This window comes from Variovorax sp. RKNM96, assembly GCF_017161115.1.
Classification (GTDB): Bacteria; Pseudomonadota; Gammaproteobacteria; order Burkholderiales; family Burkholderiaceae_C; genus Variovorax.
In genome coordinates this window covers 213,872-230,902 of the sequence record NZ_CP046508.1, presented here as the reverse complement: position 1 = coordinate 230,902, position 17,031 = coordinate 213,872, and the positions used below count along the sequence as shown (strand labels likewise).

The following is a 17,031-nucleotide window of genomic DNA, read 5'->3' as shown; positions in this document are numbered from 1 at the left end:
CGGCCAGGCCGGCCGGCAGGTTCAAAGGTTGGGCGCGAGGAGCCGTTCGAGATCGGACTCGCTCTCCTTGCGCCGCGCGGCCTGGTCCTGCAACTGGTCGTGCCCGATCTTGCCGACGTTGAAGTACGTCGCATCGGGGTGGCTCAGGTAGAAACCACTGACGCTGGCGGCGGGCATCATAGCGAGGCTTTCCGTCAGGGTCATGCCAATGTCCGCGCACGCCAGAAGGTCGAACATCGGGCCCTTCACGCTGTGGTCCGGGCAGGCCGGGTAGCCGGGCGCGGGGCGGATGCCGCGGTATTTCTCGCCGATCATCTCCTCGTTGCTCAGGCCCTCGTCGGGCGCGTAGCCCCAGAGGTCGGTACGCGCGCGGTGATGCAGCGATTCAGCAAAGGCCTCGGCCAGCCGGTCGGCCAGCGCCTTCAACATGATGGCCGAGTAGTCGTCCAGGTCGTCGATGAAGTACTTCTCTTTTTTCTCGACGCCCAGGCCCGCGGTGACCGCGAACACGCCCACATAGTCCTTCAGGCCGCTGTCCTTCGGCGCGACGAAGTCGGCCAGGCAGCGGCTGGGGCGCGTCACGCCGTCGATCACCTGCTTTTCGGTCTGCTGGCGCATGCCATACCAGGTGAGCGCGACTTCGCTGCGCGTCTCGTCGGTGTAGAGCTCGATGTCGTCGTCGTTCACCGTGTTGGCGGGCCAGAAGCCGACGATGCCGCTCGCGCTGAGCCAGCGGCCCTCGATCAGGCGTTTCAACATGCGCTGGCCGTCGGCGTACACGCGCACGGCCTCGGTACCGACGACTTCGTCCTTCAGGATCGCGGGGAACGGCCCCGCGAGATCCCAGGTCTGGAAGAACGGGCCCCAGTCGATGTACTTGGCGAGCTCGGTGAGGTCGAAGTTCTTGAACACGCGACGGCCGATGAACTTGGGCACGGGCGGCACGTAGTTCGACCAGTCGATCGGCGTCTTGTTGGCGCGCGCCTTGGCAAGCGGCCACATCGGCACCTGCTTCTTGTTGGCATGCTGCGTGCGCACCTTCTCGTAGTCGGCGTTGATCTCGTCGATGTACGCGGTGGCCTGGTCGCTCAAGAGCGACTGCGCCACGCTCACGCTGCGCGATGCATCGGGCACGTAGACCACGGGGCCTTCGTAGTGCGGCGCGATCTTCACGGCCGTGTGCACGCGGCTGGTGGTGGCGCCGCCGATCATGAGCGGGATCTTCTTGATGCGGAAATGGTCGTCGCGCTGCATCTCGCCGGCCACGTACTGCATCTCTTCCAGGCTCGGCGTGATCAGGCCCGAGAGACCCACGATGTCCGCTCCCTCGACCTTGGCGCGCGCCAGAATTTCGTGGCACGGGACCATCACGCCCATGTTCACCACTTCGAAGTTGTTGCACTGGAGCACGACGGTGACGATGTTCTTGCCGATGTCGTGCACGTCGCCTTTCACAGTGGCGATGATGATCTTGCCCTTGGTGCGCACGTCGCGGCCGGCGGCCTCGTCGCGCAGCTTTTCTTCCTCGATGTAGGGCAGGAGGTGGGCCACGGCGGACTTCATCACGCGCGCCGACTTCACCACCTGCGGCAGGAACATCTTGCCGGCGCCGAACAGGTCGCCCACGATGTTCATGCCGTCCATGAGCGGGCCTTCGATCACGTGCAGCGGACGGCCGCCCGTTGCCAGGATCTGCTGGTAGGCCTCTTCGGTGTCTTCCACGATGAAGTCGGTGATGCCGTGCACCATCGCGTGCGAGAGGCGCTGGTTGACGTGCACCGGCTGCTCGGGCGTGCCGCGCCATTCGAGGCGCTTGCTCTCGTCCTTGGCGCCGCTCTTGGCGGTCTCTGCGATCTCCACCAGGCGCTCGCCGGCGTCGGGGCGGCGGTTGAGCACCACGTCTTCCACGCGCTCGCGCAGCGTGGGCTCCAGGTCGTCGTACACGCCCACCATGCCGGCGTTGACGATGCCCATGTCCATGCCCGCCTTGATCGCGTGGTACAGGAACACGGTGTGGATGGCTTCGCGCATCGGGTCGTTGCCGCGGAAGCTGAAGCTCACGTTGCTCACGCCACCCGACACCTTGGCGCCCGGCAGGTTCTCCTTGATCCACCGCACCGCATTGATGAAGTCGACCGCGTAGTTGTCGTGCTCCTCGATGCCGGTAGCGATGGCGAAGATGTTCGGGTCGAAGATGATGTCCTCGGGCGGAAAGCCCACCTCGTCCACCAGGATGCGGTAGGCGCGCTCGCAGATCTCGACCTTGCGCTCGTAGGTGTCGGCCTGGCCCTTCTCGTCGAAGGCCATGACCACGGCGGCGGCGCCATAGCGCTTGACCAGCTTGGCCTCGTGCTTGAACTTGTCCACGCCCTCCTTCATGGAGATGGAGTTGACGATGCCCTTGCCCTGGATGCAGCGCAGGCCCGCCTCGATCACGTCCCACTTGGAGCTGTCGACCATCACCGGCACGCGCGCGATGTCGGGCTCGCTCGCGATGAGGTTGAGGAACCGGACCATCGCGACCTTGCTGTCGAGCATGGCCTCGTCCATGTTGATGTCGATCACCTGGGCGCCGTTCTCGACCTGCTGGCGCGCAACGGCCAGGGCCTCTTCGAACTGGCCGTTCAGGATCATCCGCGCGAAGGCCTTGGAACCGGTGACGTTGGTGCGTTCGCCGATGTTGACGAACAGCGTGCCCTCGCCGATGGCGACCGGCTCGAGGCCGGACAACTTCATGGGGGGAACGGAAATCTGTGGGGTCTGCGCCATGGGCTCACCTGCGAAAGGAACGGACAGGCGAGCGTCGTTTTGAGATCCCAAGCCTGACGGCCCGCCGGGCGGACCGCTGCAACGCTCCTTGGGAGGGGATGCATTTTAAGGGCGTTCGCCCGCGCCCGCGGGAAAGCCCTAGTCAGGCCCCACATGCACCCCCCACAGAATGCGGGCGCGCAATTCGTCGAAGAACGAACGTTCGTGTTTTTATTTGAAAACAAAGGAATGAACATATGCCAAGAAAGAGGAATTCGAGGCTGCTGCGCCTCGCCGCCCGCCCGGTCTGCGCCGCATTGCTTTTCAGCATGGTGGGGACAACAACCTTGAGCCAGGCGGCCATCACCGACACCCCCACGCAGGTCCAGGCCCGGGTGACATCCAGCGAAGCGAAGACCAGGAACCCGATCGTGCTGGTGCACGGCCTCTTCGGCTTCGACAACGTGCTGGGCATCGACTACTTCTATCGCATCCCCGAGAGCCTGGCCGGCGCGGGCGCGAAGGTGTACGTGGCCCAGGTCTCGGGCGCCAACAGCTCGGAGATTCGCGGCGAGCAGCTGATCCAGGAGCTCAAGAACCTGCGGGCGCTCTCGGGCAACCCGTCGCTCAAGTTCAACCTCATCGGCCACTCGCAGGGCGCGCCCACCGCGCGCTACGTGGCGGCGGTGGAACCCGGGCTGGTCGCCTCGGTCACCTCGGTGGGCGGGGCCAACGGCGGATCGAAGGTGGCGGACCTCTTGCGCAAGATTCCCGAGGGCAGCGCCTCCGAGGCGGTGGTCGCGGAGACGCTGCGGCTCGCGATGCTGCTGCTGGGCGCCATCTCGGGCAAGGACCCGAGCCAGCTGCCCGAAGTGCCGCTGAACGCGCTGAATTCGCTCACCACGGTGGGCGGCGCGGCCTTCGACAAGAAGTTTCCTCAAGGCCGTCCGGCCCCGGGTTCCTCGTGCGACGTGAAGAGCGGACCGGCCGAGGCGAACGGCGTGCGCTACTACTCGTGGTCCGGCGTGCAGCCGCTCACCAACGCGTTCGATGCGAGCGACGTGGCCATGGGCGGGCTGAGCCTCGTCGCCTTCGGGAGCGAGACCAACGACGGCCTCCTGGCCGTGTGCTCCACGCGCTTGGGCACGCACCTGGGCGACTACCGCCAGAACCACCTGGACGAGGTCAACCAACTCTTCGGCCTGACCTACGCGGGCCTCTGGACGCTGTTCGAGAAGAAGCCGGTGCAGCTCTACCAGGAGCAGGCGGCGCGGCTGAAGAGCGCGGGCCTCTGACGATGCGAGGCGCCCTCTCGTGAAAAAGACGAGGCCGCTCCAGCTCAGTGCGATGGCGGGCGCTGCGGTGCTCGCCATCCTCGGCGGATGGTGGCTGGTGGACGGGCTGCCGCCAGCCGACGCCCCGGACACGGTGGCGGCAACTTCCGCCGTCACCACCGGCCCAAGCGGCACGGCGCCGGCAATGCAGCCGTCCGGCGATGCCCGCCCCGGCCCCGACGCCATGCTGAACCCGTCGCTGATCGTCATCTTCGAGAGCGCGCTCGCCGAGGCGCAGGCCACCGGCAAGGCCGCCTTCATGGCGATGGCGCTCGGCCTGCTCGCCAAGCGACTGCCGGCCGAACTGGTCGCGCGCGCCATGGGGCTGCTGGAGCGCTACATCGACATGCAGGAAGCCATGCAGGCCCTGCCCCCGCCCGACGCCGGCGACCCCGCATCGCTGCGCAAGACCATCGAGGCGCGCGCCGAGGTGCGGCGCAGGTACTTCGCGCCCGAGGAAATCGAAGGCCTCTTCGGCGACGAGATCCGCCAGGACACCCTCATGGCCGACAAGATGGCGCTCGCCCGCGACGCCAACCTCACGCCCGAGGAGCGCGAGGCCGCCGCCAGGCGCAGCGAGGAAGCCCTGCTCACGCCGGAGCAGCGCGAGCAGCGGCGCGCCTTCACCGCGCAAGTCGATGTGCAGCGCCAGACCGACGCCATGAACGCGCGCGGTGCCAGCGCCCAGGAGCGCTTTGCCGAACGCAGCGCCGCCTACGGCTACGAGGCGGCCCGCCAGCTGGCCGCGCTGGACCAGGAAAACCAGGACTGGAACAGCCGCCTGGACCAGTACGCCAGCGCCCCTCCGGACCAGCAGGAGCAGTTGCGCGAGTCGCTGTTCAACGAGCGCGAGCGCCTGCGCCAGGCCGGCGCGCTGGCGCTGCGGGGATCACGGCCTCTTACGCAGCCTGGGCAGAGCCCTGCGCCGAGCGCGGCAGGCCAAACACCCGGTCGAAGCCCCAGTTGAAGACGAAGGTGTAGACCAGGAAGAACAGCACCAGTCCCAGGTCCATCACCAGCGCCTGCCAGAGCGTCACGCCCAGGCCCCAGGCGAACATGGGCACCAGGAACGCGATCAGCCCGCCCTCGAAGCCGATGGCGTGGGCAATGCGGCGGCGCAGGCTGCGCCCGCGCACGGCCTGGCGCGATTCCCAGCGCTCGAAGAGCGCATTGAAGATCAGGTTCCAGATCACCGCGACGACCGACGCGGCCACCGCCAGCACGCCGGAATGGCCGAGCCCGGCGTCCGTCATCAGGGCCAGGCCGGCGCTGGCGCACACGATGGCGATCCCCTCGTACAGGGAGATGTAGACGACACGACGCTGGAGCCCTTGCATGACTTTTCCTCTTGAACTTGAATGCGATGGGTGGACTTTATTTGCTATTTACTGATATAAAAAGTCATCTTATTTCAATTAAATTGATAGATCGGACGCCATGGCCTTCTCCAGCGACAACGTCGAGGTGTTCCTGGCCGTGATCGACCACGGCTCCTTCTCGGCCGCCGCGCGGGCGCTGCACAAGGTGCCGTCGGCCGTGAGCATGGCCATCGCCGGCCTGGAAGCCGAGCTCGCCCTGCCCCTGTTCGATCGCAAGGGCCGCGAGCCCCAGCCCACCGCCGCCGCCCGTTCGCTGGAACCGCAGGCGCGGATGCTCGCGGCGCAGTTGAAGCAACTGCAGGTGCAGGCGCTCGCGCTCACCCAGGGCCTGGAAAACCGCCTGACGCTCGCCATCGCACCCGAACTCCTGGCCGCGCCCTGGAGCGGGCCGCTGGCCGAGCTGGCGCAGGAATACCCGCTGCTGCAGGTCGAGGTGCTGGCTGCGCCGCAGGCCGACGCGCTCGCGCTGCTGCACAGCGGCCGCGCGCAACTGGCGCTGGTGTTCGAGCGCCCGAGCCTGGACGGCCGCGAAGGCTTTCAGGAAGTCGGCAGCGACACCATGGTGGCCGTGATGGCACCCGACCACCCGGCGCTCGTCGCAGCGGCCGGCGAGCGGCTGCGGGAAGAACACCTCACGAACACGCGCCAGATCGTCGTCGCCGGGCGCGACCTGGCCACCAGCGACCCGCGCTTCGTGTTCGCGCGCCACGTCTGGCGCACCGACAACGCGCTGGCGGCACTGAGCCTGATCACCGCGGGCCTGGGTTGGGGCTGGCTGCCGCGCAATTTCGCGCGGCCGCATGTGGCGGCGGGCGCGCTGGTCGAGATTCCGTTCGAGAACCTCAGCAACGGGCTCGACCTGTGGGTCGATGTGGTGTGGTCCAGGGAGCGCCCGCTGGGGCTGGGCGCGCAGCGCTTCGTGGCGCTGATCGCGCGGGATCGGCAGGCGGCCCATGCGCCGAAAAATGTGCATCCCTGATGCGTTACGCCGTTGGGTGAACAGCCGGTTCGGGCCGGGCGCACAGGACACCGGGTGCTCCCCCGACGGATCGCTCTCAAGGCGCCGGGGACGGCGGCGGCAACATCAACACCATCTGCGCAACCGCGAACTCGCAATCGCGCGGCCCGCGTTGGCAGTAGGCGGCCGTGGGCGCGACCTCGAAGATGGCCGGCTTCAGACCGGGGCAGGCCACCGCGATCTTGCCGGGCAGGGGCACGCTCACCTTGCAGTCGGGGCGCGCATCAGCAATGCGGCCGGACAGCAGCGTGTCCCACGAAGGCGGCTTGCCGGTGTCGTTGCAACCCGCTGCGAGCGCCGACATCAAGAGCGCGAGCCCTGCAAATCGAAGCCTGGCAGCGCCCACGCGTTGCACTGGCTCAGGCGGCTTCGCTGTAGAAGCCGGCGGTGTTGTTCAGCAGGCGCCCTGGCACCGGCGCCACCGCACGGCCGATCGCCGCGATGTGGTCCGGCGTCGTGCCGCAGCAGCCGCCCACGATGTTCACCAGTCCCTCGGCCGCGAACTCGTGCAGGAGGCGCGAGGTGACATCGGGCGTCTCGTCGAAGCCGGTGTCGCTCATCGGATTCGGCAGGCCGGCATTCGGGTAGCAGCTGATGAAGGTGTCGCCCGCCACGCGCGCCAGTTCCTGGATGTAGGGGCGCATCAGCGCCGCGCCCAGCGCGCAGTTGAGGCCGATGGCCAGCGGGCGCGCATGCCGCACGCTGTGCCAGAACGCGGTGACGGTCTGGCCGCTCAGGATGCGGCCCGAGGCGTCGGTCACGGTGCCGCTGATGATCAGCGGCAGGCGCTCGCCGCTGTTGTCGAAATACTCGTCCACCGCGAACAGCGCGGCCTTGGCGTTGAGCGTGTCGAAGATGGTCTCGACCAGGATCACGTCGGCGCCGCCTTCGACCAGCGCTTCGGTCTGCTCGTAGTAAGCAGCGCGCAGCGATTCGAAATCGACATTGCGCGCGCCCGGGTCGTTCACGTCGGGGCTGATGCTCGCGGTCTTGGGCGTCGGGCCAAGGGCGCCGGCCACGAAGCGGGGCTTGTCGGGCGTGCTGAACTTGTCGCAGGCCGCGCGCGCCAGCTTGGCGGATTCGAGGTTCATCTCGCGCGCCAGGTGGGCCATCTTGTAGTCCTCCTGCGCGATGGTGGTCGCGCCGAAGGTGTTGGTCTCGATGAGGTCGGCGCCGGCCGCGAGGTAGCCCTCGTGGATGTCGGAGATCACGTCGGGCCGCGTCAGCGAGAGCAGTTCGTTGTTGCCCTTCACGTCGCGCTCGAAGTCCTTGAAGCGCTCGCCGCGGTACTGCTCCTCGGTGAGCTTGAAGCGCTGGATCATCGTGCCCATGGCGCCATCGAGGATGGCGATGCGCTTTTCGAGGATGCCGGCCAATGCCTGGCCACGGGTATAGACGACGGGCTTCATAACCTCCGATTGTAGAAAAGGAGGCTTGCCCTGCCGTCCGTCAGTGCTTTGACGAGCCCTCGACGAAGGCCAGCACCGCCTCGATCATCCGCCGCACATGCGGTTGCACGCCGGCCGCCACCTCGGGCAAGTAGTCGAAGGGCAGCGTCTCCTGCATGTAGCTCGACTGCGTCATCTCCAGCTGCACCGCATGCACGCCGCCGGCCGGGTTGCCGTACTGGCGCGTGATGTGGCCGCCCTTGAAGCGGCCGTTGAGCACGCCGGTGTAGCCCGTGGCCGATTCGGCGATGCCCAGCAGCGTGGCGGCCAGCGCCGGGTCGCAGCTGGTGCCGTTGCCGGTGCCCAGGTTCAGGTCGGGCAGCTTGCCTTCGAAGAAACGCGGCAGCACCGAGCGGATCGAGTGCGCGTCCCACAGCGCGATGGTGCCGTGCGCGGCTTTCAGGCGGTCGAGCTCGGCCTGCAGCTGGCGGTGGTACGGCACCCAGATCGCATCGCGGCGCGCGGCGATTTCCGCGTCATCGGGCAGGTCGTCTTTGGAAGCGTAGACCGGCGTGTCGTCGAAGGTGTCGACCGGGCACAGGCCGGTGACGCTCTGGCCCGGGTAGAGGCTCGCGCCATCCGGCGGACGGTTCAGGTCGATCACGTAGCGCGAGTGCGTGGCCACGAGCACCGAGGCGCCGAGTTCATCGGCGAAGTCGTAGAGCTGCTCGAGGTGCCAATCGGTGTCGGGCACATGGCGCGCCTCGTCGGTGAGGCGGGCGGCCAGCGCGGGCGGCACGTGGGTGCCGACGTGCGGCATCGAGATCAGCAGCGGGCGCGTGCCCTGGCGGAAGCGGAACGCCGGTTCGGCGGTGGTGAAGGCCATGGTGGTTTCAGTCCTGGAGGAGTTGGGTGCGCGCCGCCACGAAGGCGGACACGGATTCGTTGTGCAGCGCGTGGCGCCCGCCCGAGACGCGCTCGCGGCCGGCCACCCAGACCGCATCGATGGCGGAAGTGCGATGGCTCGCGAAGACATGCGCCGAGAGCATGTCGGGCGCGGGCAAGCCTTGCAGCGCAACGTGCGCCGCATCGAGCACGATGAAGTCGGCCTGCTGCCCCACGGCAAGCCCGCCGGCCGCGCGGCCCGAGGCCTGCGCCCCGCCCTGCACCGCTTCGAGCGTGAGCGCGGTGGCGACATGCGGCTGCGCCGCGCTCGCACCGACGTTGCGCTGGCGCCTGGCGAAGCGCTGGCTGTATTCGAGCATCAGCAGTTCTTCCGCCGCGTTGACGCTGGCGTGGCTGTCGGAGCCCACGCCCCATGCGCCGCCATGGCCGCGCCACTTGGAGAAATCGAAGATGCCGTCGCCGAGGTTCGCCTCGGTCGTCGGGCACAGGCCCGCGACCGCACCGCTCTTGGCGGCGTATTCGTACTCGGCGTCGTTCATGTGCGTCGCGTGGACGAGGCACCAGCGCGCATCAACCGGCGCGTGGTCGAGCAGCCACTCGACGGGGCGCAGCCCGCTCCACTCGACGCAGTCGTCCACTTCCTTCGTCTGCTCGGCGATGTGGATGTGGATGGGTGCGGTGCGGTCGATGGCTTCGAGCCCCGTGATCGCATCGCGCAATGCCTCGGGCGGCACCGCGCGCAGCGAATGCGGCGCCATGCCCAGCCGCGCCCCTTGCTCGTCGCACACCGGCTTCAATGCCTCGAGCAGGCGCAGCATCGAGTCGGTCGAGCGGATGAAGCGGCGCTGCCCTTCTGTGGGCGGCACATCGCCGAAGCCACCGGTCTGGTAGAGCACCGGCAGCAGCGTGAAGCCGATGCCGGCCTTCCGCGCGGCACGCAGCAGCGCAAGGCTCAGGGTCGCGTCGTCGGCATAGGGGCGGCCGTCGGTGTCGTGGTGCACGTACTGGAACTCGCACACGCTGGTGTAGCCCGCTTCGAGCATCTCGGCATAGAGCCAGGTCGCGATGGCTTCCATGTGCTGCGGGCCGAGGCGCGCGGCGAAGCGGTACATCAACGTGCGCCAGCTCCAGAAGCTGTCGTGCTGTTCGGCGCGGTGTTCGGTGAGGCCCGCGAACGCGCGCTGGAAGGCGTGCGAGTGCAGGTTGGGCATGCCGGGGGTCACGGGGCCGGCCGCCACTTGCGTGCCCGCGGGCCGTTGCGTGGCAGGCTGAACTTGCGTGAGCTGGCCGGCCTCGTTCCACGACAGCAGGACGTTCTTCGCCCAGCCCGCGGGCAGCAGCGCATCGGCTGCGAAAAGCGTGCGCGTCGTCGTCATGCCGCGTTCTCCACCGCAATGCGGCCCTGGCGCACCGAGGTGCGCAATGAGCGTTGACCGAACCAGTAGGCCAACTCGGCCGCATCGCGCACGTTCCACAGCACGAAGTTCGCGGGCATGCCTTCGGCGATCGCGCCGTGCGTGGCCTCCAGGCCCAGCGCGCGCGCCGCATGCACCGTGACACCTGCGAGCGCCTCAGGCACCGTCAGGCGGAAAAGCGTGCACGCCATGTTCACCATCAGCAGCAGGCTCAGCGTCGGCGAGGTGCCGGGGTTGTGATCGGTGGACACGGCCATCGGCACGCCCGCCGCACGCAGCGCCTCGATGGGCGGCAGGTGCGTGTCGCGCAGCGTGTAGTAGGCGCCCGGCAGCAGCACGGCGACGGTGCCCGACTGGCGCATCGCTTCGATGCCGTCGGCCGACAGGTGCTCGATGTGGTCGCAAGAGAGCGCGCCGTAGCGCGCGGCGAGCGCGGCGCCGCCCATGTCCGACAGTTGCTCGGCATGCAGCTTCACCGGCAGGCCCAGCGCCTTGGCGGCCTGGAAGACCTGCTCGGTTTCCGCGAGCGAGAAGGCGATCCGTTCGCAGAACACGTCCACCGCATCGACCAGCCCTTCGGCCGCGAGCGCGGGCAGCATCTCGCGGCACACGAGGTCGATGTAGTCGCCGCTGCGGCCGGTGTACTCCGGCGGCAGTGCGTGCGCGCCGAGGAAGGTGGTGCGCACGGTGACGCCATACGCTTCGCCGAGCCGGTGAGCCACGCGCAATTGCTTGCGCTCGTGCTCCAGCGAAAGGCCGTAGCCCGACTTGATCTCGATGGCGCAGACGCCATCGGCCAGCAGTTGTTCGAGGCGCGGTGCGGCCTGCGCGAAGAGCGTGTCTTCATCGGCCTCGCGCGTGGCGCGCACCGACGAGACGATGCCGCCGCCGGCCTTCGCCACTTCTTCGTATGTCGCGCCCGCGAGCCGCATCGCGAATTCGTTCGCGCGCTGGCCTCCGTAGACAAGGTGCGTGTGGCAATCGACAAGGCCGGGCGTGACGAGTGCATCACCGCCGTCGTGCACAGCGAGCCCCGCGAACTCGGCGGGCAATGCGCTGCGTGCGCCGACCCAGCGGATCGCGCCTTGCGCGACCACGATGGCGGCTTCGGTGCCGGCGTCGGTCGCCAGGCGCAGGCCGGTCCAGAGGCCGTCGGCCGATGGATATTCGTTCGCAGGTTTCATCGTCTTGTTCTCTTTCTGCAGGTTACGCCGGCACGATGCGCACCGCCACCAGCCGCGCGTCTTCACTCTCGGGCACCGCATGCCAGGCCTGTGCTGCGTCGGCCCATTGCAAGCCCTCGCCCTCGGTGCAGGCCTCGTCATTCAGCCGCCATGCGCCGCGCAAGGCCAGCAACACACCATGTGGTGCGGCTTCGATGACCGCCGCGTGGACCAGCACGCGCACATCGGCACGCCACTGTCCACGTCGCGTCATCACGTTGAAATCGTTCGATGCGCCGCCGAGCAGCGTGCAATCGATCGCGTCGTCGCCGCTGAAGGCAAAGGGCTGCTGCGGCACATCGAGCCGGCGATCGATGCGCCCGTCGTGCGTGAAGAGCCGCACCCCGTCGCCTTCGAGCAGCATGATGCTGCGGTCGATGCCCGCGAACACCGAGAACGGCCCGGCCGCCGCGATGGTCGCGATGCTCACGCGCCAGCCGAAGCTGTCGAGCCCCGCGCCTTGCGGCCAGCTCGCGATCTCCTGCGTGGTGCCGCCGCCGTTCTTCCAGGGCGTCACTGGCAACGTAGCCCGGGAAAAGCGCTGCACCCGGGTCATTGCTCCTTCCCCCTCTGGGGGAAGGCTGGGATGGGGGCAGCGCCCAACGAGCGCCGTGCTTGGGTCGAGGCCGTCGTGCCCCCACCCCTACCCTCCCCCAGCGGGGGAGGGAGAAAGACACGAAGCACGCTCATCGCATCAACCCGCCTTGCCGCAGCTTCTGCTCGAAGTGCCGCAGCACCAGCGTCATCGTGCCGGTCAGCACGAAGTACACGAGCGCGATGGCCAGGTACACCTCCAGCGACCGATACGACACGCTGATGATCTTCTGCCCTTCGTGCATCACGTCGTGGATGGTCAGCAGCGACACCAGCGCCGAGTTCTTGATGAGCGCGATGAACTCGTTGCCCAGCGGCGGAATCATCCGTACCACCGCCTGCGGCAGCACGATCTGGCGCATCGCCACGCCGGGCGTCATACCGAGCGATTGCGCGGCCATCGTCTGGCCCTTGTCGATCGACTGGATCGCGCCGCGCACGATCTCCGAGACGTACGCGCCGGAATAAACGCCGAGCCCCAGCACGCCGCACAAAAAGGCCGGCAGCAGGATGCCGAAGTGCGGCAGGCCGAAGAACAGGATGAACAGCTGCACCAAGAGCGGCGTGCCGCGAATGGCCGCCACATACGCAGTGCACACGCCGTAGATCCAGCGCCGCTTCGGGTTCAGCCGGCCGATGCCGACGATGAGGCCGAGCACGCAGCCCAGCGCGAGCGCGCACGCGGTGATCTCCACCGTGACGAGCGCACCGCGCAGCAGGTCGGGCCAGCCCTGCCAGACCGGTGAGAAGTCGAGATCCATCGCGCGCTTACTTGGCGTTGGCGCTGAACCACTTCTTCACGATCTGGTCGTAAGTGCCGTCGGCCTTGAGCTTCTCGATCGCGCCGTTCACCGCCTTGGTGAGCTCGGGCGTGTCCTTGCGGATGGCCATGCCGTATTCCTCGGTGGTGATCTGCTCGGGCAGCACCTTCAGGCCGCCGCGCGTGCGCACGTACTGGTAGGCGGCGGGCTTGCCGGTGACGGCGGCGTCGGCACGGCCGATGTCCACGAGGTTGAACATCTCCTGGTTCTTCTCGACTTCCATCAGCTGCACCTGCGGAAACTTCTCCTTGGTGTACGACACCGACTTGGTGCCCACCTGCACGCTGACCTTCTTGCCGTTGATGTCGGCCGGGGTCTTGATGGCGGTGTTGCCGTCCTTCACCATCACGACGAGGCCGCCCGCGTAGTACGGCACGGTGAAGTCGACGACCTTCTTGCGCTCGTCGGTGATGTAGATGCCCGAGACGGCCATGTCGAAGCGCTTGGAGATCAGGCCCGGCACGAGTCCCTTGAAGTCGATGTCGATCCATTCGATCTTGCGGCCCAGCGTCTTGCCGATGGCCTCGACCAGCTCCACATCGAAGCCGGTGCGCTTGCCGTTTTCCACGAACTCCATCGGCGGGAAGGTGGCGTCGGTGGCCACGCGCAGCGGCTCGCCTTGCGCCTGGGCGGCGCCGACGAAGCCGAAGAGCGCCAGGCCGGAGAGTGCGGCGGCAACAAGGGTGCGACGGGTGTTCATGGTGAAGGCTTTCGTGGGTTTGAAAAAGGTAGGAGCGACTGGCTACTGGAGCGCGCGAGAGATGCGTGCCGCCGTGACGACGGTCATGTGGAGCAATGCAGCTTCCATGCCCTCGACGCGCGTGATCGGCGCCATGAGCGTGATCGCGCCGCGCAGCCGCCGGCCCGAGGCCAGCACCGGTGCGCTCGCGCCCCAGACGCCGGCATCGACCTCGCCCTGCGTCACGGCATGGCCGGCCTCGCGGATTGCATCGAGCTCGGCGGCGCGTTCGGCGCGGCGCTCCGGGCTCTCGCCCAGGCCGTCGAGCAAGACATCGCGCTGGTCGAGCGGCATGTGCGCGAGCAGGCACTTGGCGCTCGCGCCATCGCTGGCCGGCACGCTGCGGCCCCGGTCGAACGAGCAGCGCAGCGAATGTTCGCTGTCGATCATCTCCAGGCACACCACGCGGTCGTTCACCGCGGTGACCAGCGCCACGCTCTCGTGGCTCTGCTGCACCAGCGCGCGCATGTCGGCGCGGGCGGCCATCACAAGATCGGAGTTGCCGTCGAAGCCGCTTGCGAGTTGCACGCTCACCGGGCCCGGCGAGTAGCGTCCATCCGACTCCATCACGAAGCCCCAGCGGCGCAGCGTGGCGATCTGGCGGTACAGCGTGCTCTTGACGAGGCCGGTGGCCTGCCCGAGCTCGGCCGCCGTCATCGCCACCTTGCTCTGCGCCAGCACAGACAGCACCTGCAGGGCGCGGTCATTGTGGGCAGGGGTGTCGGTCGGGGGCGTCATCTTGCTGGGGCTGTCGCTGGATGTCGTGAAGTGGGGAGCCGGCGTGCAGTATCTTGCCCGCCGTTCCCACATCCAAGCCTTGATTCCCATTCGGTGGGAATCGGGCCGTTTTTTCTTCCTACCTTCGTCTTACCTTCGTTCAGCCCACCAGCAGCGGAAAGCGCTCGTCGTCCATCGGCGCGCCGGCCGGCAACGTCTCGGCCAGGCCGGGAAAGTCCGGCGAGGTCTTCCAGCTGCGCGGCGCATGGCGGATGTCGTCGCCCAGGAAGCGCACCGAGAACACGCGGCGCCGGTTCGGCCCCTCGACCCCGGCGGCCGCATGCAGCGTGAGCATGTGGAAGCAGACGAAATCGCCGGGCTCGATGTTCCAGCCCACGATGGGAAAGCGCTCGCGCGCGCCCTCGATGTCGGGCAGGTCTTCGAGGCTGCCTTCGGGGAACCACTTGGCGTGGTTGTCCATGAAGGTGCGCGGCATCAGCCACGGCCCCTTGTGCGAGCCGGCCACGAATTCGAGCGTGGCCGCGCGCGACACCGGATCGACCGGAATCCACATGCTGATGTTCTGCTGGCCTTCGATGTTGTAGTAAGGCTGGTCCTGGTGCCAGGGCGTGCGCTGGCGCGTGCCGGGCTCCTTCACGAGCAGGTGGTCGTGGTACAGCCGCACGGTCTGCGAGCCCATGAGGCGCTGGGCAAGCTGTGCGAGCGGCGCCTCGAAGATGAAGCGGCGGAAGGCGTCGATCTCCTGCCAGTTGCAGAAGTCCTCGAAGAAGCGGCCCGGATCGTCGGGCCGGCTCGCCACCTTGGCGCGCGGGCTGGGCGCCGCGAGGTTGGCTTCGATGCCGTCTCGCAGCAGGGCCAGCTCGCCGGCCGTGAGCAGCTGGCGGATGCAGACGGCGCCGTCGCGCTGGAACTGCGCGACCAGGTCGTCGTCTACGCGCGCCTGCACGCGGCGTTGCAGTTCCTGAGCGTCAGGAACCCGCACCATCACTTCACCATCGGCAGCTTGAGGCCCTGCTTCTTCGCGGTGGCCACGGCGATGTCGTAGCCCGCATCCGCGTGGCGCATCACGCCGGTGGCCGGGTCGTTGAAGAGCACGCGCTCGATGCGCTTGGCGGCCGCATCGGTGCCATCGCACACGATCACCACGCCCGAGTGCTGCGAGTAGCCCATGCCCACGCCGCCGCCGTGGTGCAGGCTGACCCAGGTGGCGCCGCCCGCGGTGTTGAGCAGCGCGTTGAGCAGCGGCCAGTCGGAGACGGCATCGGTGCCGTCCTTCATGGCTTCGGTCTCACGGTTCGGGCTCGCGACCGAGCCGGTGTCCAGGTGGTCGCGGCCGATGACGATGGGCGCCTTGAGTTCGCCGTTCTTCACCATCTCGTTGAAGGCCAGGCCGGCGATGTGGCGCTCGCCCAGGCCCAGCCAGCAGATGCGCGCGGGCAGGCCCTGGAAGGCGATGCGCTCGCGCGCCATGTCGAGCCAGCGGTGGGTGTGGGTGTTCTCGGGGAACAGCTCCTTGATCTTGGCGTCGGTCTTGTAGATGTCTTCGGGGTCGCCCGACAGCGCCACCCAGCGGAACGGGCCCTTGCCTTCGCAGAACAGCGGGCGGATGTAGGCGGGCACGAAGCCGGGGAAGTCGAAGGCGTTCTTCACGCCCTCGTCGAACGCGACCTGGCGGATGTTGTTGCCGTAGTCGACCGTGGGGATGCCCATGGCCTGGAAGTCGAGCATGGCCTGCACGTGCACGGCGCAAGACTTTGCTGCCGCGTTCTTGAGTGCGTCGTGCTGCGAGGCATCCTTCATCGCGGCCTGCCACTGCGGCACGCTCCAGCCCGAGGGCAGGTAGCCGTTGATGAGGTCGTGCGCCGAGGTCTGGTCGGTCACGAGGTCGGGCTTCAGGCCACCGGCCTTCGCGCGCTTCACCAGCTCGGGGAGGATGTCCGCCGCGTTGCCGAGCAGCGCGATCGACACGGCTTCCTTCGCGTCGCAGTGCTGCTTGATGAGTTCGAACGCATGGTCGATGTCGCGCGCCTGCTTGTCGACATAGCGCGTGCGCAGGCGGAAATCGATGCTCGACTGCTGGCACTCGATGTTGAGCGACACGGCGCCGGCCAGCGTGGCCGCGAGCGGTTGCGCACCGCCCATGCCGCCGAGGCCCGCCGTCAGGATCCACTTGCCCGCGAGGCTGTTGTTGTAGTGCTGGCGGCCGGCTTCGACAAAGGTCTCGAAGGTGCCTTGCACGATGCCCTGGCTGCCGATGTAGATCCAGCTGCCAGCAGTCATTTGGCCGTACATGAAGAGGCCCTGGCGGTCGAGCTCGTTGAAGTGTTCCCAGTTGGCCCACTTCGGCACGAGGTTCGAGTTGGCCAGCAGCACGCGCGGTGCGTTCTCGTGCGTCTTGAACACGCCGACCGGCTTGCCCGACTGGATGAGCAGCGTCTCGTCGTCGTTCAGTTCCTTCAGCGACGCGAGGATCTGGTCGTAGCAGGCCCAGTTGCGCGCGGCGCGGCCGATGCCGCCATAGACCACGAGATCCTGCGGGCGCTCGGCCACCTCGGCGTCGAGGTTGTTCTGCAGCATGCGGAACGGCGCTTCGGTGAGCCAGCTCTTGCAGTTGAGCGTGCTGCCGCGCGGGGCGCGGATCACGCGCGTCGGGTCATGGCGCGGATCGGTGGCGTCGGGGTTGTTCAGGGCGAATTTGTCGGGAGCGTTCATGGCGTGGTTCTCCTAT

Annotated in this window: 16 protein-coding genes and 1 riboswitch; of the genes, 3 read left to right on the top strand and 13 right to left on the bottom strand. The window is 67.9% G+C overall.

The window, feature by feature from the left end:
• Positions 1-21 precede the first annotated feature (21 nt).
• Complete coding sequence (metH, locus tag GNX71_RS01135; protein WP_206176624.1) at positions 22-2,769, bottom strand: methionine synthase; 2,748 nt, start codon at positions 2,767-2,769, stop codon at positions 22-24.
• Positions 2,770-2,791: 22 nt separating this feature from the next.
• A riboswitch (S-adenosyl-L-homocysteine riboswitch) is annotated at positions 2,792-2,865 on the bottom strand.
• Positions 2,866-3,005: 140 nt separating this feature from the next.
• Between metH and GNX71_RS01130 the strand changes: the two genes are divergently transcribed.
• The gene (locus GNX71_RS01130; protein ID WP_206176623.1) at positions 3,006-4,043 is read left to right on the top strand and encodes a triacylglycerol lipase; all 1,038 of its coding nucleotides are present in this window, start codon (positions 3,006-3,008) and stop codon (positions 4,041-4,043) included.
• 19 nt (positions 4,044-4,062) lie between these two features.
• A complete protein-coding gene (locus tag GNX71_RS01125; protein WP_206176622.1) occupies positions 4,063-5,049 on the top strand; it encodes a lipase secretion chaperone in 987 nt (328 codons plus the stop codon).
• Here the strand turns inward: GNX71_RS01125 and GNX71_RS01120 are convergent.
• Entirely contained in the window at positions 4,982-5,419 is a 438-nt protein-coding gene (locus GNX71_RS01120; protein ID WP_206176621.1) for a PACE efflux transporter, read from the bottom strand. The genes GNX71_RS01125 and GNX71_RS01120 overlap by 68 nt on opposite strands.
• Before the next feature lie 100 nt (positions 5,420-5,519).
• Here GNX71_RS01120 and GNX71_RS01115 point away from each other — a divergent pair, with 100 nt between their 5' ends.
• Positions 5,520-6,440, top strand: coding sequence for a LysR family transcriptional regulator (locus tag GNX71_RS01115; RefSeq protein ID WP_206176620.1), 921 nt, complete (start codon positions 5,520-5,522; stop codon positions 6,438-6,440).
• Between the two features lie 76 nt (positions 6,441-6,516).
• On the opposite strand, the gene GNX71_RS01110 is transcribed toward GNX71_RS01115, so the two are convergent.
• From GNX71_RS01110 to hutU, 11 genes are all read right to left on the bottom strand, one after another.
• Positions 6,517-6,825 (bottom strand): hypothetical protein, encoded by a 309-nt coding sequence (locus tag GNX71_RS01110; protein WP_206176619.1) that lies wholly within the window; start codon positions 6,823-6,825, stop codon positions 6,517-6,519.
• Between the two features lie 13 nt (positions 6,826-6,838).
• Positions 6,839-7,888 (bottom strand): homocysteine S-methyltransferase family protein, encoded by a 1,050-nt coding sequence (locus GNX71_RS01105; RefSeq protein WP_206176618.1) that lies wholly within the window; start codon positions 7,886-7,888, stop codon positions 6,839-6,841.
• A gap of 40 nt (positions 7,889-7,928) precedes the next feature.
• On the bottom strand, positions 7,929-8,753 hold the full coding sequence (gene hutG / locus GNX71_RS01100; RefSeq protein ID WP_206176617.1) for an N-formylglutamate deformylase: 825 nt from the start codon (positions 8,751-8,753) through the stop codon (positions 7,929-7,931).
• Positions 8,754-8,760: 7 nt separating this feature from the next.
• A complete protein-coding gene (locus tag GNX71_RS01095; protein WP_206176616.1) occupies positions 8,761-10,149 on the bottom strand; it encodes a formimidoylglutamate deiminase in 1,389 nt (462 codons plus the stop codon).
• Complete coding sequence (gene hutI / locus GNX71_RS01090; RefSeq protein WP_206176615.1) at positions 10,146-11,372, bottom strand: imidazolonepropionase; 1,227 nt, start codon at positions 11,370-11,372, stop codon at positions 10,146-10,148. Before hutI ends, GNX71_RS01095 begins: the two co-directional genes overlap by 4 nt.
• 22 nt (positions 11,373-11,394) lie before the next feature.
• Positions 11,395-11,967, bottom strand: coding sequence for a HutD family protein (locus tag GNX71_RS01085; protein WP_206176614.1), 573 nt, complete (start codon positions 11,965-11,967; stop codon positions 11,395-11,397).
• Positions 11,968-12,097: 130 nt separating this feature from the next.
• Positions 12,098-12,766, bottom strand: a complete 669-nt coding sequence (locus GNX71_RS01080; RefSeq protein WP_042576940.1) for an amino acid ABC transporter permease — start codon at positions 12,764-12,766, stop codon at positions 12,098-12,100.
• Between the two features lie 7 nt (positions 12,767-12,773).
• Positions 12,774-13,526, bottom strand: coding sequence for a transporter substrate-binding domain-containing protein (locus GNX71_RS01075; protein ID WP_206176613.1), 753 nt, complete (start codon positions 13,524-13,526; stop codon positions 12,774-12,776).
• 42 nt (positions 13,527-13,568) lie between these two features.
• Positions 13,569-14,303: an IclR family transcriptional regulator gene (locus GNX71_RS01070; protein ID WP_206176612.1), complete on the bottom strand. Its 735-nt coding sequence runs from the start codon at positions 14,301-14,303 to the stop codon at positions 13,569-13,571.
• 139 nt (positions 14,304-14,442) lie between these two features.
• Positions 14,443-15,288, bottom strand: coding sequence for a phytanoyl-CoA dioxygenase family protein (locus GNX71_RS01065; protein ID WP_206176611.1), 846 nt, complete (start codon positions 15,286-15,288; stop codon positions 14,443-14,445).
• Positions 15,288-17,015: a urocanate hydratase gene (gene hutU / locus GNX71_RS01060; protein ID WP_206176610.1), complete on the bottom strand. Its 1,728-nt coding sequence runs from the start codon at positions 17,013-17,015 to the stop codon at positions 15,288-15,290. The genes GNX71_RS01065 and hutU overlap by 1 nt, the downstream gene beginning before the upstream one ends.
• Between the last annotated feature and the right edge of the window lie 16 nt (positions 17,016-17,031).

Coding starts and splice junctions, on each gene's coding strand:
- metH (WP_206176624.1), bottom strand. CDS start 2,769: ATGGCGCAGACCCCACAGATTTCCGTTCCCCCCATGAAGTTGTCCGGC.
- GNX71_RS01130 (WP_206176623.1), top strand. CDS start 3,006: ATGCCAAGAAAGAGGAATTCGAGGCTGCTGCGCCTCGCCGCCCGCCCG.
- GNX71_RS01120 (WP_206176621.1), bottom strand. CDS start 5,419: ATGCAAGGGCTCCAGCGTCGTGTCGTCTACATCTCCCTGTACGAGGGG.
- GNX71_RS01115 (WP_206176620.1), top strand. CDS start 5,520: ATGGCCTTCTCCAGCGACAACGTCGAGGTGTTCCTGGCCGTGATCGAC.
- GNX71_RS01105 (WP_206176618.1), bottom strand. CDS start 7,888: ATGAAGCCCGTCGTCTATACCCGTGGCCAGGCATTGGCCGGCATCCTC.
- hutG (WP_206176617.1), bottom strand. CDS start 8,753: ATGGCCTTCACCACCGCCGAACCGGCGTTCCGCTTCCGCCAGGGCACG.
- GNX71_RS01095 (WP_206176616.1), bottom strand. CDS start 10,149: ATGACGACGACGCGCACGCTTTTCGCAGCCGATGCGCTGCTGCCCGCG.
- hutI (WP_206176615.1), bottom strand. CDS start 11,372: ATGAAACCTGCGAACGAATATCCATCGGCCGACGGCCTCTGGACCGGC.
- GNX71_RS01085 (WP_206176614.1), bottom strand. CDS start 11,967: ATGACCCGGGTGCAGCGCTTTTCCCGGGCTACGTTGCCAGTGACGCCC.
- GNX71_RS01080 (WP_042576940.1), bottom strand. CDS start 12,766: ATGGATCTCGACTTCTCACCGGTCTGGCAGGGCTGGCCCGACCTGCTG.
- GNX71_RS01075 (WP_206176613.1), bottom strand. CDS start 13,526: ATGAACACCCGTCGCACCCTTGTTGCCGCCGCACTCTCCGGCCTGGCG.
- GNX71_RS01070 (WP_206176612.1), bottom strand. CDS start 14,303: ATGACGCCCCCGACCGACACCCCTGCCCACAATGACCGCGCCCTGCAG.
- GNX71_RS01065 (WP_206176611.1), bottom strand. CDS start 15,288: ATGGTGCGGGTTCCTGACGCTCAGGAACTGCAACGCCGCGTGCAGGCG.
- hutU (WP_206176610.1), bottom strand. CDS start 17,015: ATGAACGCTCCCGACAAATTCGCCCTGAACAACCCCGACGCCACCGAT.